This window comes from Pseudidiomarina atlantica (assembly GCF_000753735.1).
Lineage (GTDB): Bacteria > Pseudomonadota > Gammaproteobacteria > Enterobacterales > Alteromonadaceae > Pseudidiomarina > Pseudidiomarina atlantica.
The window spans coordinates 413,223-427,311 of record NZ_JPIN01000001.1 but is presented as its reverse complement, the minus strand read 5'-3'; the positions used below and the strand labels follow the sequence as shown (position 1 = coordinate 427,311).

The following is a 14,089-nucleotide window of genomic DNA, read 5'->3' as shown; positions in this document are numbered from 1 at the left end:
TATCGTGCGTGTTGGTCCAGTGCGTCGGATTAACCCTAGTATCTACACCGCATCCCGTTTTGCCGCCTTTCTGCCCTTTATGGACAATACTAGGTCCGCTGGGCGGGTTGTGTCGAACAGCCATTGTTGCCTCCTTTTATTGCGTGGATTGCTGTTTAAACTTTAGACGATGGCGACTGGGGTGCAAGCTGCGCTATCAATTTGGTTGGTCTGGACATGTCTGCTAGGTGCCAGGAGCGGACGTTAACGCTGCCAACACCGGAAATTTAAGAGCGACAGCGAGTAAATTTCCCGCGTGCTTGGCATTGTTAGCTTTCCATGCACAATGATGACAATAAGACCATCTCCTCAACACCTTTGTGCTCAGAAACGAATAAAGCTACATTCTTACCGTTCGGGTTTTTTGACGATTTATAAACAACACCATCAATACTAGAATCATCGACTGTAAATCGATGACGGAAATACTCTGAAATTATTTGTGTTGGAATGTATTCTATATGTTCCATTCCATCTTTCGATATCGGTTTTGAAATCTCGTCTCGAAACTTTCGTAGAAATTGGATCTCATGTCGCTCAGTGTATTTATCAGGCTCAAAAATACTAGGGCTTTGAGGCAAAACCGATAGATCTAATAACTTAAGTGGTTTTATAGTCTTCAGTTCAGCGACTGCATAAGGACACTTTTGTTTAAATAGGGTTTCGAGCTTTGCTGTTTCTTTTTCAAGTGCAACGTACATATATGGAATTCCGGCAGGGTTCATTCTTCCTGCCCCTGCAAGTCCTTTAGGAGGTACGCTTATCTCAGAGAACTTACTGTAAACTTGACCATTTGTTGAAACTCTAACCCGATAACATACCGTGCCTGAATCTAGGACCGTAACGAGATTGAGACGTTTAACTAGATTCCCGAGCGCCTCTAAAACATATTTTACGGGTATATAATCCGGCCGCCCAACATCAAACTCATCTGGTGGCTCTGAAAGAAATAGATAACGTGTTTTATAAAGTACGGTATCCGTAAATTCACTCCAGCCATATGCCAAAGCCTGGGCGGGATTACTTAACCCCCAGTCGCCTTGTGAATGTGGAACCCAATACTTATCGCATCCTAAGCAGTCAAGGACGTCGTTGGTAAACTTGTCTTCCCAACCAGGGTTTACCGCTTCGAGCACATCATATGGTTCAGTTTCAGGAAAAACCCACCCACTATCCCACGGAGTACCTATGTCTTGTGCATCTGCATAATAGGCGCAAATAGACTCATAGATACGCTCCATTACAATTTCAAATGGAGCTGCAACAAAAGATTCTGATGACCTTTCACAATATGAGCATGAGTGGCTAACAAGATTTTCATTAACAAGTTGAGTTAATACATCATCGACAATACATTCAGTGCATACATATGTGTCAACTACGTCAAACCCTCGATCATCCATGTGATCATTATGACCCATCTATATCTCCATGCTCATAAGAAGCTAACGCGCGGCTAAACCACGCAGTCTTTTTGCGTCGGTTTTGAACCGATTGTTAGCGTGCCGGGGGGCGCACAATCTATAGTCGTCGAATTAAGCTCTTCGTCCATATCATGCAAAACTCAATTGCCCAGTCGGTTTGGGGGACGGAGAGCTCGGGGATCGGGTCGCTCCCAGCACCGTGTCCGAAGGGATTGCGAACTTTTGAAAAGAACTCAACTAAATTCTCCCGCTCCCATCCATTGATAAACTCACCGTTTGCTTTTGCTCGAAGATTATCAATGTAGTTGGCTGCCCCTTTTTCGGTTCCTCGAGTCCACCCCTTGACATCAGAAATTATTTTAATGGCACTTTCGAGAGCCTTTGCAGCGAATAGCGCTGGATCGCGCCCGCCGCTATCTCGGAGATCAATAGCTTCTTTCATGTCATGATCGACACTTTGCCACATTGGGTCGCCAACCAAATTCCAAAATGGCTGCTCTATCTGGCGCAAAACGGCTTCATCCTCCGAGATTTGAATAAACCCATTGTGATAATGCAGCTTTACCCGAGATCGACGAAATCGCTCATTAAGTTCGTTGCATGACGCCCTAAACATCTCATTCTGATTTTGATTCCATGCTCGGAGAGCATCGCCCGGGCTCCCAGGCAGTCGCAGTCCTCGCGCGGGTTTCATCTTCGCTTCCAACTCTGCTTGTTGAACTCGTTTATCCAGACTCGCATTTAGCTCTGAAAGCTTTTCTTCTCGCTGGCGGAAAGCCAGTTCTATGAAGCTTAAACGTTCCTTGACGAATTGGTCGGCGGTCACGGAGCCATCGTATTCGGCCAGCACGAAATTTTCGCACACGGTTATTTTCGGCCATGACCCGCTAACCCAGTGTTTGTTTCCGTTCCAGTCGGAATAGTAACCGTAAATCGGAGAAGACAGATCTTTTAAGCCAAGCTCCATCGCCAGTTTTTTGTTCAGCCCACCCCAAATCGCCCTAGCTTCGCTTTTTTCGTTGCCATTGGCGTCGTAGTAAGGAAACAGCTGCTCGGCGACGATTCGAAATCCCTGCACCAGCAGTCTTCGAGCATTTTCGTCGAAGCTATCCCATATGGGGCTATCCAGGTATCTATAAGCAAAAATATCAGTGAGCATTAACAGTCCACTTGCAAACGAAACTTTCGAGTCTGATATTGTCCGGAACCACGCAGGATCTCCAATAGAACCCTAACGCTTGGCTCTGGGGCTACATGGAGCGCAGCGTAATGCAGTCCCTAGCAATCTTTTGTTAGGCTTATTTTAGTTTTGGCAAGAGTTTAAGACGGCCGGTTTTGCTTTCTGTCGCAGTACGCCCAGGAGGGATTGCGATAACTCTACCGTCGCGCCCTTCTCGTGAAGTATACCCCTTGGGAATTGCCACTACGCGACCATCTCTGCCCTCGCGTGAAGTGCCGCCTGGTGGAATGGCTACAACTCTGCCGTCTCTTCCTTCACGAGAGGTGTACCCTTTTTTGATTGCTACTACTCGGCCATCCCTTCCTTCTCGCGATGTGCCGCCCGGCGGGATAGCGACAACGTGACCATCACGGCCTTCTCTGGATGCATACCCTTCGGGTATCTTAATTCTTTTTTTATCCCTTCCAGTCCGGTAGGTATCCATATCCTCTCCTTAATGCCTAACATTTGTATATTGTGCGAGCGCACTTAGAAGCTTGTCTAATTGATATTTTTCTGCTTTTACCTTACTGATCAAGCGGGTATTCCTGAATTGAAAGGTCCCGAGTTAGCAAAGGCAATTTGAGTATGTTCAGTTACACTCTACCGAGCGCACAATATCCAACCTTCATTTTTTATTATGTCACTGACAGTAAACGACTCAAATACACAACACAACAAAATGCTCAATATTACCGACTTGAATGTGCCGTGCACCGCTAGCGACACCCTCACTTACGAATAACGAGACGGCTAGTCACTAGTTGAAGCAGGACAAGAAGTCCGAAGGTCCGCTCTTCGCTCATAACGGACTGGCAGCCACGTGCCAACAGCCGACGTTAGCGCCCTTGTTAGATTTATTCAGCACTCTGAAAATCGCTCCCAATCATTTCGTTATTGATTGTCATGATTTCTTCTTGAATAGAATCCACTAAATCCACAATGGGCCTGGATTCCTCTTCCTCGATTAAATAAACGACGAATGCCCTAACGGCACCCAAAACCTGTAGCGGAGTCATAACAAACTGATTGGGGTGTGTTTCGCAATCGTGATCTCTAAGTGAAAATTTACCATCATCATCATCATCAACTTCAAGGTAGTGCAGTAGTAAGCTTGGCCATGTCCCATGCACATGATGAGATCCGAGACGTTGGGCAACTACGTACATTAGGCGTTCATGGCCTAAATCGCGCAACATCGCTGACACATCGGGTAATTTTTTAGCTCCAGAAATTTCTTCGCGGCTCAACCCAGCTGCGTTTATATGTCGATCAATAGAGGAAAGCATTCGCTTTTCTATGTTGAATACTTCACCACCTTCTCGTTCAAAGATGTTATCAGCTATTTCTTTTTCAAGTTCAATTTCCGTTTTGAGACCACCCGCTAAATACCGCCGAAAAGTTTCGTCTGTTCCTTTGTGGCATAGCCACTCAACCTTTAACGAAGACTCAAAAATACACCTATCCAAAATTGCTGTGGTCTCGCCAAATCGTCCGTTATGAGACAGGGCTACGTTTGACAGCATCAACCTTGCACAACGATTTAAGAGCCCAGTAAGGATAGCAAAGTGTATTTGTGGAATCTCCTTAGCTGCTGGCGACTCCCTCTGCAATTGCGCAAAGAAAATGCAGATTTGACCTACGAACTTGTACCACTCAAAAAGTAAAGGCATAAAGTCACCGCTTTCTCGGCATTTTTGCATTTCCTCGTCAGAAAATTGGGGAGGATCTGGTAACTGCGCTGTTCCGTTCATAGTTTTAAAATCTAAATCGTTTCAATCGATAGCTATTGATTCTTCTCTTTGAAGAAATTGCTAAGCCCCTGTTGTGTGCCTGCGATTGTTATGGATAATCTGCCTCCAGGCGAGCCGCCAAGGACAGAGCGATGTCAATATACGCTTCAATCGGCAATCCTCGAATGTCGAAGTCCTCAGCATGCGCAGCTTCGTTCCGCAATTTTCGTAGCTGGTTAAACTGATAGTATTCCTGCTTGCTCAAGACTTCGCCCTTGAGTATTTTGTGCAGTTGCAGAGGGCTTCGCGAGTGGCTACTCTCAATCTCAGGGTAGATTCGAGCGGCCTTCTTTGCTGCGGCAGACTCGACAGCCCGAAAGGATTCAAGGACGGCTGAACGAGGCGATATAGCTGCCAGCCGCGTCAGGAAACCGAACTGGTCTTGGTACTCTTCTGATCTCGGTATTTCTTGCTCTTCGATTCCGGCAGCTTCACGTTCCTGGACTAACTCAGTAATGCCTTCCGTAAATTCAATTTCGGTTTCTTTATGCTTGAATCGCTTGAGTCGCGGAATTAATTCAGCGACCTTTTCACGCAGCAAAATAACAAGAATAATCACTACCCCTGGCCAAGCAAGAGAGTCGATTATTTGTGCTATGAAACTCTTCCAATCCATTGTCATTTACCCATAACGCCGCCAGCATGCGCGGCTTTTTAGTAGAGGCGAAGTCGTAACGAAAAAACCGTCGCCGTGCCTTATTAAACATTTACTTTTGTCAGTATGAGTTCTTCAGCATAGGCAATACCTTTAGGTGAAATCAGGCACTCTCCTGTAGGCCTATATTCAATATATCTAGAGCTATGTAATTGCTTTAAAGTACGCTTAAAATACGCTTGATTTTTATACTCGATAATTTCCAGGATTTTTTGGTCGAAAGTTTCATTGGTAGCACAGAGAATAAACATTATTTGTTCTTTGAGGCTGAGTCCCTCGACCAGAACTCTCGTTATATCAGAGTTTTCCCAAATGCCCTCCACACTCCTATCAACAATATGATCAACTATCCTTGATGTTTCATCAGGCTGATATGATGAATTAATTCTCACTATTTCGGCTAGAACCCACTTTACGCTTGAAACTATAAACGTCGCGTCCAAATGATTAGGGCTTACATTTGAAATATGACCCACTCCGCGTTTATTTCTAATTCCATAAACAGTTAGCAACGCCCTAGGTATATGAATTCTGTATGAATCATCTCCTGAAGAATTAACATAAGACAGCATCGTATTATCGTTAAAAGGAGGAAGCCCCTTACTAATTGGTGTGTATTTTCCGAAAAGCTTTAATTCTACTAGCCGGCGTACCGACTCAACAAAATGCCCTGCATCCAACTCGCTTGTTTTCCAAGATTTGATGAAATAATTTCTTTCAACTTCCTTGTAGGAGTCTACAATATGATCCGACAGTACCTTATCGGATGCAGCCTCAATAATACGCCTTACCTTACTCTCCATTTAGGTCTTCCAACAATTCTTCAGCACGCTCTACGCCAGGAAGCGTTAGCTTACAAGTTTTGGCAGAAGATCCTTTTTTTCCTTCGATTATTATGTATTCCCTTGCATTTTTCATGGAAGCGGCGAAATTCCTGGAATCTAAGCAGCCCTGATGCTGGCACAGGTCTCGAATTTCCTGATAAGAAATTCCCTCTACTCCTACAGACCTCTTTCCCCAAAGGTATGCCAAAGCAGTATTAACAGACTTCTTGGCATTGGTCGCGCCGGGCATTTTCTTAATAATTTTCACGTCTTTGTCTTCTATGTGAAGCACTCTTGGGAACGACTTTTTATCAAAGCCATGTTCTGATTTGGCCCCTTCAGGTATCGGCTGTGCTGCTGGTGGAGTCCTTGATATTGTCGATTCTACGACATCTAAAGATTCGTCCTTTCTATTCTGTAGGGCTTCTAAAATAATCTCTTTAAAGTTTTCAATTTGCTGAGATACAAAAAGCTCCGAACCCGAAATTTCAAAAACCCCATCTTCTAAAGAAAGATGTAACTTTGCCTCTGAATTACTCATAATTTCTCCTTAATGTGAGTACTTGAGCGCACAATATTCAACCTTTTTTATTGTGTTATGTAATTGACATTAAAAGACTTAAATAGACGGCACAGCATCTTAGCGACCACGCAAGGTCGCCCTCCTTGTAAACTACATTAGCTTGTACCGCCAGAAAGTCCAATGTCCGGAATTCGCTCAAATCGGACCTAAGAACAAGCATCGGTGTTAAGTCTTCTGTTCGAACACAGCGGTGCCACCGCTTACCTATACAGCCGAGATATATTCTCGTGCAGTGTAGTGAATGAAGTTTGCAGTTGCTACTGTGCGACAGGTATTTGAACTTGTCTAGCTTATCGGGAATTCCGCTTCTTCATAATCCTCAACAAGTCCAACAAGGTTCACTAATTCCTTTGCTTCAGGAGTATCCGGCTGAGTATCCCAAAGTTGCTTGATACGTGCGAGCGCTGAACGGTACTCGCTTTCGGTTTTAATCGCTTCTACGTTCATTAAGATCTCTCCCTCAGCGGCTGTAATAATAGTTTTAACAGGTTTAGGTGAAAATTCCATCCCTCGGAAGAGGCTAATCAAAGCGACAGGAAATGACACGAATGGTGATCGATACTTAAGTGTTAACCAGGGTTGACATATTTTTAAGTGTTAACCATAGTTGGCAAGTTATAAAAAATCGAGGCAACACCATGACCATAAAACTAACTAACTGGGATTCCTCTGAATACCTCGACACCGACGAGGCGATTCAGGATTATCTCGATGCCTGCATTGAAGAAGCCGATGGTGACCCTGCATTTATCGTTCATGCGCTCGGTGTAATTGCGCGCGCAAAGAATATGAGTCAGCTGTCGCGTGACACTGGCATTAGTCGTGAGGGGCTGTACAAGGCTTTTTCGCAGAGCGGGAATCCTACCTTTGCCACCGTTGCTAAAGTTGCGTCGGCGTTGGGCTTAACGTTAACGCTGAAAACGACGAGTGCTGAGTAGTTCATTTGGAAAACACCATCACATCAGCTAGCCTTTATACGTAAGCATGCGGTAAAGGAGGCGTTATGAAACTCGAAGATATTCTGCAAGACCCAGCTGAAGTTTACGACAAGCCGCAAGACGTGGTGGACGACAGCAATCTTACCAACGAAGAAAAGTGCAAGGTGCTGGCACAGTGGGAATACGATGCCGAGGAGCTGCAGACGGCGACGGCGGAAAACATGCCTGGCCCCGATGATAGTTTGCTCGACGACATCTTGGCGGCGATGAAACAGCTCCACTGCAAAGGTTAAAACTTCATAGTCAGCATGGCCCACAGTTTGCTGGTGTCATCTGACAGCGAATCAGCGCTGTAATGCGCATATTTGACCAGTAAGCCGACGTTGCTTGCGAGCGGATAGCTGGCTGCTAGGTTCACTTCGTTGCCGTAGTCGATATTCTCAACGTCAGACTTGAATCGATGCCAAGCGGCGCTCAAGGCTAATTTTTCATAGGTTCCTGAGGCTTTTACATAGAGGTCGTTGACGCCTTGTGCGGGAGTGCCAAGAAATTTATCGGTGAAGCCCTGAAATTTGTGCAAGGTGGCCAGTGGTGTGCTGAAGCCGACACCGTTGTCGCTGCCGAGTGATTCATAGCCAACACCCACATTCACTTTCGCGACTAGAGTACTGACCTCGAGCGCATAATAGTCGGTGCTAAATCCCATGGGATTAGCGCCGGTGTCTGTTTGCTGCGCGTAAGCGGCGTGAACCTTGAAGGCACTGAGCTTACCGTCGTAGTTGATGCCATAGGTGCTGGTGGAAAGCGCGTGTGCGGAATCGAAATCGAGTTCATAAGCAAAGCCTGTCAGTTGGTGATCATCACTGAGGCTGTAAATGCCGTTGAGTAAATGCAGGTTGCCATGCAAGTCGGCATTAGGGCTGTCATCGCCGAAAATGCGGTTGACGTTATATACGTAGCTGTAATCGACTTTTAAATCCGCACTCAGCGCATACTGTAAGCGATAGCCATCGTAGGTTTGCTCATTTTGCCGCCAGCCGACACCGCCGACAAATCGCTGATTACCATGATTGATACGCTGGCGCCCAGCCGTAACCGTTAACTCCTCGGAGCGATAGCCGACATGGGCTTGGTTGAAATCGGAACCGGTAGGGTCGACCACCACTGGATATTGGGTATGGCCATTGACCGTACTGTTATAGTTTTGATTGCCAATTGCACTAACGTTATCGAACTCCAAAACCGTGTAAAAACCATTAAAATCAGCGCTTTTATAGCTCAAACGCGTGAGTAAGGTCGAGGCATTGGCTTGCTTGATGATGCTATCTTGGTCAACATGCTCGTAGCGATAGCGCAAGGTGATAGCCGTTGCCCCTTCAGCAATGGCATTCTGCAACTGTGCAAAGGTGGTGGCTTGGGCGCTAACACTGGTGACTACTGCGCCTGATAAACCGGCAGCAACGGCTAAGGCAATAGGTGTTTTCATGGCGTTTTCCTACTTGAGTGTTTGCCGTTTATTCTATGTCTTGCACGCAAGAAAACCATTCAAAATCAGCGATCTACCACGATAAACTCAGCATCCTTGTAAGAAGAGGTAGTCACTTACCCCTTTAGAGGAACTACTTGACAAATGGACGTCTAAACGTCTAAAATCACGTTTCACGACTGAACGGAGAATCCCTATGAAGCTGGAAACGGTATTTGTCTACGGTAGTTTAAAGCGCGGTTTTCAGAACCATGCATTGTTGGCGCAGAGTGTCGCGGTAGGCGACGCAACCACAAAATTACCCTATGTCATGTTACGTGGACCGGGCTTTCCGTTTTTATTGCAAGAGCATCCGCAATGCCAAGCGCGTCCGGTGCATGGCGAGTTGTACGCGGTGAATCCCGATACGTTGGCGCAACTCGATGCGCTAGAAGGGCATCCGCATTTTTACGAACGCGAGCCGATTGAGCTGGTCGGTGCTGACGGCAGCGAGCATTGGGCGTGGTGTTATTTCCTCAAAGACCTCGAAGTTTTAAGTGACGACCATCAAATCGATGCGGCATCTGCGACCTACAATTGGCAAATCGACTACGCGCTGCCGCTCGAAAAACGCACTGCATAATCATCAATCGTACGTATTGACGTACGCCCTAGAGGGCGTAAACTAATGCCGTAATATGCTCAGCTGTTAAGGTGCTGATATGACAACGGTAACTGCGACCGAAGCGCGTAGTAATCTCTATCGCTTAATCGATGAAACAGCCGAATCACACGAGCCCATCGTCATCAGTGGCAAACGTAATAATGCTGTCTTGATTGGTGAAGAAGATTGGGCAGCGATTCAAGAAACACTGTATTTACTCTCCATTCCAGGGATGCGCGAGTCTATCGTGGAAGGAATGGCGACATCTGCGGATGAATGCGACAAGGAGCTTGACTGGTGACATGGACGTTACGCTACACGAAACAAGCACAACGCGATGCCAAAAAACTGGCAGCGAGCGGCTTAAAAGCAAGTGCGAAGAGCTTGCTAGATTTGATTCAACATGATCCATTCCGCCGTCCGCCACCCTTTGAAAATCTCATTGGTGACTTGGCGGGTGCCTATTCGCGTCGTATCAATATTCAACACCGCTTGGTCTACCAAGTGTTGCCCGACGAACATCAAATAAAAGTGTTGAGGCTATGGTCGCACTATGACTGAGATACTCCAAAGCGGCGTTGCATTAGGCGCTGATACAGCCGTGGCGCGAGGCGATACAAGACACTGGCAAAATAGGTAAAACGGTCGGGGAACAGGCGTTCTTTGCTTTGCTCCAGAGCATTAACAATGCGCTGTGCCATCCACGACGAAGAGCGCATCTTGCCTACCATCGAGCGTGGATGATTAGCAATACCGCCACTGCCGTCCAAGGCATGGTTTTCAATAGGCGTATCAAGAAAGCTAGGGTAAACCTGCAAGATGCGAACCGGCGACGCGGCGCAGGCGAGTTCGGCGCGTAATACCTCGAAGTACTGGTGCAAGGCTGATTTTGCTGCGCAATAGCCCGCACGTTCGATTACCGGCATCCAACCGGCCATAGAGCCGATGGTGACAATCGCGCCACCGCCATTCGCCTCCAATAGCGGCAGTAAGCCTTGGGTTAATTGCACCGGTGCAAAGTAGTCGACGGCCATGACGCGTTGTAAGACTTCGTCAGCCGTGACGCGCGACAGTGAACGGTGGGTAATGCCGGCATTGTTGACCAAGAGATCTAAACGCGGCAGTTGCATGTGCAGCTGTTCGATTAAACTCTGCAACGCTTCACTGTCAGCCAAATCGCAGAGGTACCTTGCGGCATCTGGAAATTCAGCAGCACAAGCGCGCAAACCTTCAGCGTTGACATCTACCAATACCAATTCAAACTCACCACGCAAGGCACGAGCCAGCTCCAGACCAAGTCCGGAGGCGGCACCGGTGATGAGGGCAACTCGCGTAGCGCTCATCAGCTCAAATCCTGCTGTTGTTGCAAGTTATGGTCAATAAAGTAATCAAAGGCCTCGCGGCTGGTTTTCATGGGCGTATAGCCGAAGTCTTGTTTCAGCGCGTCGTTGGCAAGCACGGGGCGGTAACGCAAGAAATCGAGCTGTTCGGCGCTGTATTGTGTCAGGCCTAAAGCATGTCCGACACGCAGGGCGTTGGCAAGTAACCATGCGGGCAACACCAACAACGGCTTGTTGAGCTCTGCGGCAATTTCAGCAAGGGTCATGGCGCCATCACCTGCGAGATTGTAACTACCGACTTTTGCGCCCATCAAGCCTTGGTAAATAATCTCTATGACGTCCTGGTCCCAGATAAAGACAAAGGGTGAGGGCGAGCCTTGAATTGCCAACAAGCGTTTGCGCTTAAATAAAGCGGTAATTTGATTGTCGGTAGAGCGCCCCAGAACTGTGCCGGGACGCAGCACCAATTGCTGTAATTGTGGATGTTGTTCACGGTAATCGGCCAAGAGCTCTTCAACCAAGCGCTTATGGTGACTGTAAGCGAAACTCTCATTACCACGTAAGGGGTCGGTTTCACGCAGCCACGTGGGATTATCCGCATGATAGCCATAAGCTGCACCACTACTGGTCACCGTTAAATGGCGCACACCAGCGTGCAAGCAGGCTTGTACAAGATTGCGGGTACCATTGACATCGATGTCGTAATCGCGCTCCCGATCAGGACTCGCCTGCAACACACTGGCCAAATGCACCACATGGGTCACCTGTTCATGCAGCATGAGTTCGGCTAGCGCTGCGTCACGAATGTCCATTTTAACAAAACGATAGCCTGCGACGGCTGCGGAGCGGCGCTGAATATCAACGCCGACAACGGCACAAGAGTTCAGCAATTTGCCCACCAATGCTTGGCCAATATAGCCCTCACTGCCGGTAATCAAGACTTTCATGCGTTGCCTCCTGCAACAGCTACACGGCGATCTCGCCACTGCCAAAATAGGGTCAAACTTAAACCAGAAATCAGGTGCCATATCCCCCAAGCAGCGGCGATAATCGCCATTTCGGTTTGCGCCGAAAAGTAGGTGAAAATAATCCCTAAACCTAAGCCGGAGTTTTGCAGGCCAACCTCGAGTGTAATGGCGCGGCGCTCAGGCGCGGCTAATCCCAACGCGCGGGCGGAGCCCCAGCCAATGCCAAGGGCAATGGCGTTGTGCACAATCACTGCCAGCAAAAAGATGCTCGCGCCTTGCACAAAACGCTCCCAATTAAGCACTAGCGCAATGCCGACAAAGCCGAACAGGGCCAACAGTGAGGCGATACGGAAAAAATCTTCGCTACGCTTGGCAAAACTCGGCAACACATGGGCACACCAAAGTCCCAGTAGCAAAGGAATGGCGAGCACAAAAAAGACAATCAGCAGCATGTCCCAGGTCGATACATCGATGGCCTGCAGCAGGGCATCGGTATGTGGATTCAAGCTGGCGTAAAACATGAAATTAAACGGCGTTAAGAGCGATGCGGCTAGGCTTGCGATGCCGGTCATGCTTACCGACATGGCTGCGTTGCCGTTGGCTAAGTAGGTCATTAGATTAGAAAAGCTGCCACCGGGACAACAGCTCACCAGCAGCAGACCCAAAGCGATTTCCGCGGGCATCGGTACCAGTGAAATTGCGGCAAAGGTGATCAATGGTAGCAGCAAGAACTGTGCAAGCAGGCCAACCAACGGCCCTTTCGGTTCCGCCAGCACGCGCTTAAAATCATCGCCTTTTAAGCTTAGCGCAATGCCAAACATCATCATCGCCAGAACGGCGTTGAGCACCAGTAACGAGGTTGCCGACATTTACGAGACCTTGAGCTGACGCTTTTCTTGCGCCAGGGTTTTCAGGTAAGTGTCTTTATGCACATAGTAAGCCATACGCTCCACTTGGAGATACTTCATCCCGCCGTCGATACGTTTGTCTGCATGCGCTCGCACTCTGTCGAAAAATGCTGTTGCCCGTGCCGGTTCATCACGCTGTAAACGAATCACCTCGGCAACCAACTGTGCTTGCTCATCACGCCCTTGCCAACCCAGCCCAGACGCCTCGACCATGCCCATAACAAATAGATGCTCCTGGCGTGGATTGAATACATTTAAGTACAGTTGTGGTGCATGACCTTGCCAATTCAAATGTTCGCTATCGATAAATGGATAATGCAGTTTGTAACCGGTGGCTTGCAAAATCAGGTCATATTGCGCACGTTTGCCATCGACAAATTCGACTCCGTTGGGCACCAGCTTTTTAATGTCCGGGCGCACAGTGATGTCGCCATGGCCGATATGGTGCAAAAACAAGGTATTAATCACCGGATGCGATTCATACATTTTGTAATCGGGATCGGGGAGGCCATAGCTGCTCGGTTTGCCAGACAGTAATCGCACCAAGAGGCCATCGACTTTTTGTTTGAGCCGCAGTGGAAGCTTCACTTTGCCACCAAGGGTATCAATAGGCCGTCCAGCCACAAATTTGGGTAAGAAGTAATAGCCACGACGCACCGCCATATCGACACTTTTCGCACGGTGCACTGCGTCAACGGCAATGTCGCAACCGCTGTTACCGCAACCGATAATCAGCACGCGTTTGTCAGCAAATAGCGCAGGGTTGCGATAATCGCTGCTATGCAGCATTTCACCTTTAAATGCGCCGTCGAAGTTCACTACATTGGGGTGGTGCAGAGTGCCATTTGCGAGTAGCACGTTACTGGCGATGATTTCGTGTGTAGTGTCATGTTGTCGATAGACCACGCGCCATTGCTGATCTGCTTCGGGTTCAACACGCTCGACCCAACTGTTAAAACGATAGTGCTTTTTCAGATCAAAATGTTTGGCGTAGTCGCGAAAATACTGACGCATTTCATCGTGTTTGGGGTAAGTTGCGACATGATCCGCCATCGGGAAGTCTTTGAATTCGGTCATGCGTTTGGAGGAAATCAGGTGCGCCGAGTCGTACATGGTGCTGGTAGGGCTATCGATATCCCACAAACCGCCGACGTCGCTATGGGCTTCGAGGCCAATGACCTCGAGGTCCTGCTCAAGCAAACGCCGCACTGTACATAGGCCCATTGGGCCAGCACCTATGACTACGCATGGATTCATGAGTTGACATTC

Annotated in this window: 17 protein-coding genes; 5 read left to right on the top strand and 12 right to left on the bottom strand. The window is 47.8% G+C overall.

Features of this window, described 5'->3' with window-relative positions:
• Positions 1 to 308 precede the first annotated feature (308 nt).
• The 7 genes from IDAT_RS02100 to IDAT_RS13270 all read right to left on the bottom strand — a co-directional run bounded on the left by IDAT_RS02100 (position 309) and on the right by IDAT_RS13270 (position 6,984).
• Entirely contained in the window at positions 309 to 1,460 is a 1,152-nt protein-coding gene (locus IDAT_RS02100; RefSeq protein WP_051986507.1) for a HEPN-associated N-terminal domain-containing protein, read from the bottom strand.
• A 100-nt stretch (positions 1,461 to 1,560) separates the two neighbouring features.
• Positions 1,561 to 2,622, bottom strand: a complete 1,062-nt coding sequence (locus tag IDAT_RS02095; RefSeq protein ID WP_034729840.1) for an AbiJ-NTD4 domain-containing protein — start codon at positions 2,620 to 2,622, stop codon at positions 1,561 to 1,563.
• 917 nt (positions 2,623 to 3,539) lie between these two features.
• Entirely contained in the window at positions 3,540 to 4,436 is an 897-nt protein-coding gene (locus tag IDAT_RS02085; protein WP_034729835.1) for a DUF5677 domain-containing protein, read from the bottom strand.
• Positions 4,437 to 4,524: 88 nt separating this feature from the next.
• Positions 4,525 to 5,091 carry a hypothetical protein gene (locus tag IDAT_RS02080; RefSeq protein ID WP_034729834.1) on the bottom strand — a complete coding sequence of 189 codons (567 nt, stop codon included), beginning with the start codon at positions 5,089 to 5,091 and terminating at the stop codon, positions 4,525 to 4,527.
• 83 nt (positions 5,092 to 5,174) lie between these two features.
• Complete coding sequence (locus IDAT_RS02075) at positions 5,175 to 5,933, bottom strand: hypothetical protein (protein WP_034729832.1); 759 nt, start codon at positions 5,931 to 5,933, stop codon at positions 5,175 to 5,177.
• Complete coding sequence (locus IDAT_RS02070; protein ID WP_034729831.1) at positions 5,923 to 6,495, bottom strand: hypothetical protein; 573 nt, start codon at positions 6,493 to 6,495, stop codon at positions 5,923 to 5,925. The genes IDAT_RS02075 and IDAT_RS02070 overlap by 11 nt, the downstream gene beginning before the upstream one ends.
• Positions 6,496 to 6,822: 327 nt before the next feature.
• A complete protein-coding gene (locus IDAT_RS13270) occupies positions 6,823 to 6,984 on the bottom strand; it encodes a transcriptional regulator (protein ID WP_156099464.1) in 162 nt (53 codons plus the stop codon).
• A 191-nt stretch (positions 6,985 to 7,175) separates the two neighbouring features.
• Here IDAT_RS13270 and IDAT_RS02065 point away from each other — a divergent pair, with 191 nt between their 5' ends.
• Together IDAT_RS02065 and IDAT_RS02060 are read left to right on the top strand one after the other, a co-directional pair.
• On the top strand, positions 7,176 to 7,475 hold the full coding sequence (locus IDAT_RS02065) for an addiction module antidote protein (protein ID WP_034729830.1): 300 nt from the start codon (positions 7,176 to 7,178) through the stop codon (positions 7,473 to 7,475).
• A 65-nt stretch (positions 7,476 to 7,540) separates the two neighbouring features.
• The gene (locus IDAT_RS02060) at positions 7,541 to 7,768 is read left to right on the top strand and encodes a hypothetical protein (RefSeq protein ID WP_034729828.1); all 228 of its coding nucleotides are present in this window, start codon (positions 7,541 to 7,543) and stop codon (positions 7,766 to 7,768) included.
• Here the strand turns inward: IDAT_RS02060 and IDAT_RS02055 are convergent.
• Entirely contained in the window at positions 7,765 to 8,961 is a 1,197-nt protein-coding gene (locus IDAT_RS02055) for an alginate export family protein (protein ID WP_051986506.1), read from the bottom strand. The genes IDAT_RS02060 and IDAT_RS02055 overlap by 4 nt on opposite strands.
• 196 nt (positions 8,962 to 9,157) lie before the next feature.
• On the opposite strand from IDAT_RS02055, the gene IDAT_RS02050 reads away from it, so the two are divergent.
• From IDAT_RS02050 to IDAT_RS02040, 3 genes are all read left to right on the top strand, one after another.
• Positions 9,158 to 9,583: a gamma-glutamylcyclotransferase family protein gene (locus IDAT_RS02050; RefSeq protein WP_051986505.1), complete on the top strand. Its 426-nt coding sequence runs from the start codon at positions 9,158 to 9,160 to the stop codon at positions 9,581 to 9,583.
• A 79-nt stretch (positions 9,584 to 9,662) separates the two neighbouring features.
• Positions 9,663 to 9,905, top strand: a complete 243-nt coding sequence (locus IDAT_RS02045; RefSeq protein WP_034729826.1) for a type II toxin-antitoxin system Phd/YefM family antitoxin — start codon at positions 9,663 to 9,665, stop codon at positions 9,903 to 9,905.
• Positions 9,902 to 10,165, top strand: coding sequence for a Txe/YoeB family addiction module toxin (locus IDAT_RS02040; RefSeq protein ID WP_034729824.1), 264 nt, complete (start codon positions 9,902 to 9,904; stop codon positions 10,163 to 10,165). The genes IDAT_RS02045 and IDAT_RS02040 overlap by 4 nt, the downstream gene beginning before the upstream one ends.
• Here the strand turns inward: IDAT_RS02040 and IDAT_RS02035 are convergent.
• Genes IDAT_RS02035 through IDAT_RS02020 form a run of 4 tightly spaced genes read right to left on the bottom strand, consistent with a single transcriptional unit; the run spans position 10,156 to position 14,077 of the window.
• Positions 10,156 to 10,947, bottom strand: a complete 792-nt coding sequence (locus tag IDAT_RS02035) for an SDR family NAD(P)-dependent oxidoreductase (protein WP_034729822.1) — start codon at positions 10,945 to 10,947, stop codon at positions 10,156 to 10,158. The genes IDAT_RS02040 and IDAT_RS02035 overlap by 10 nt on opposite strands.
• Positions 10,947 to 11,891, bottom strand: coding sequence for an SDR family oxidoreductase (locus IDAT_RS02030; RefSeq protein WP_034729820.1), 945 nt, complete (start codon positions 11,889 to 11,891; stop codon positions 10,947 to 10,949). The genes IDAT_RS02035 and IDAT_RS02030 overlap by 1 nt, the downstream gene beginning before the upstream one ends.
• A complete protein-coding gene (locus IDAT_RS02025) occupies positions 11,888 to 12,781 on the bottom strand; it encodes a bile acid:sodium symporter family protein (RefSeq protein WP_034729813.1) in 894 nt (297 codons plus the stop codon). The genes IDAT_RS02030 and IDAT_RS02025 overlap by 4 nt, the downstream gene beginning before the upstream one ends.
• Positions 12,782 to 14,077: a flavin-containing monooxygenase gene (locus IDAT_RS02020; RefSeq protein ID WP_034729811.1), complete on the bottom strand. Its 1,296-nt coding sequence runs from the start codon at positions 14,075 to 14,077 to the stop codon at positions 12,782 to 12,784. It lies immediately after the preceding gene.
• Between the last annotated feature and the right edge of the window lie 12 nt (positions 14,078 to 14,089).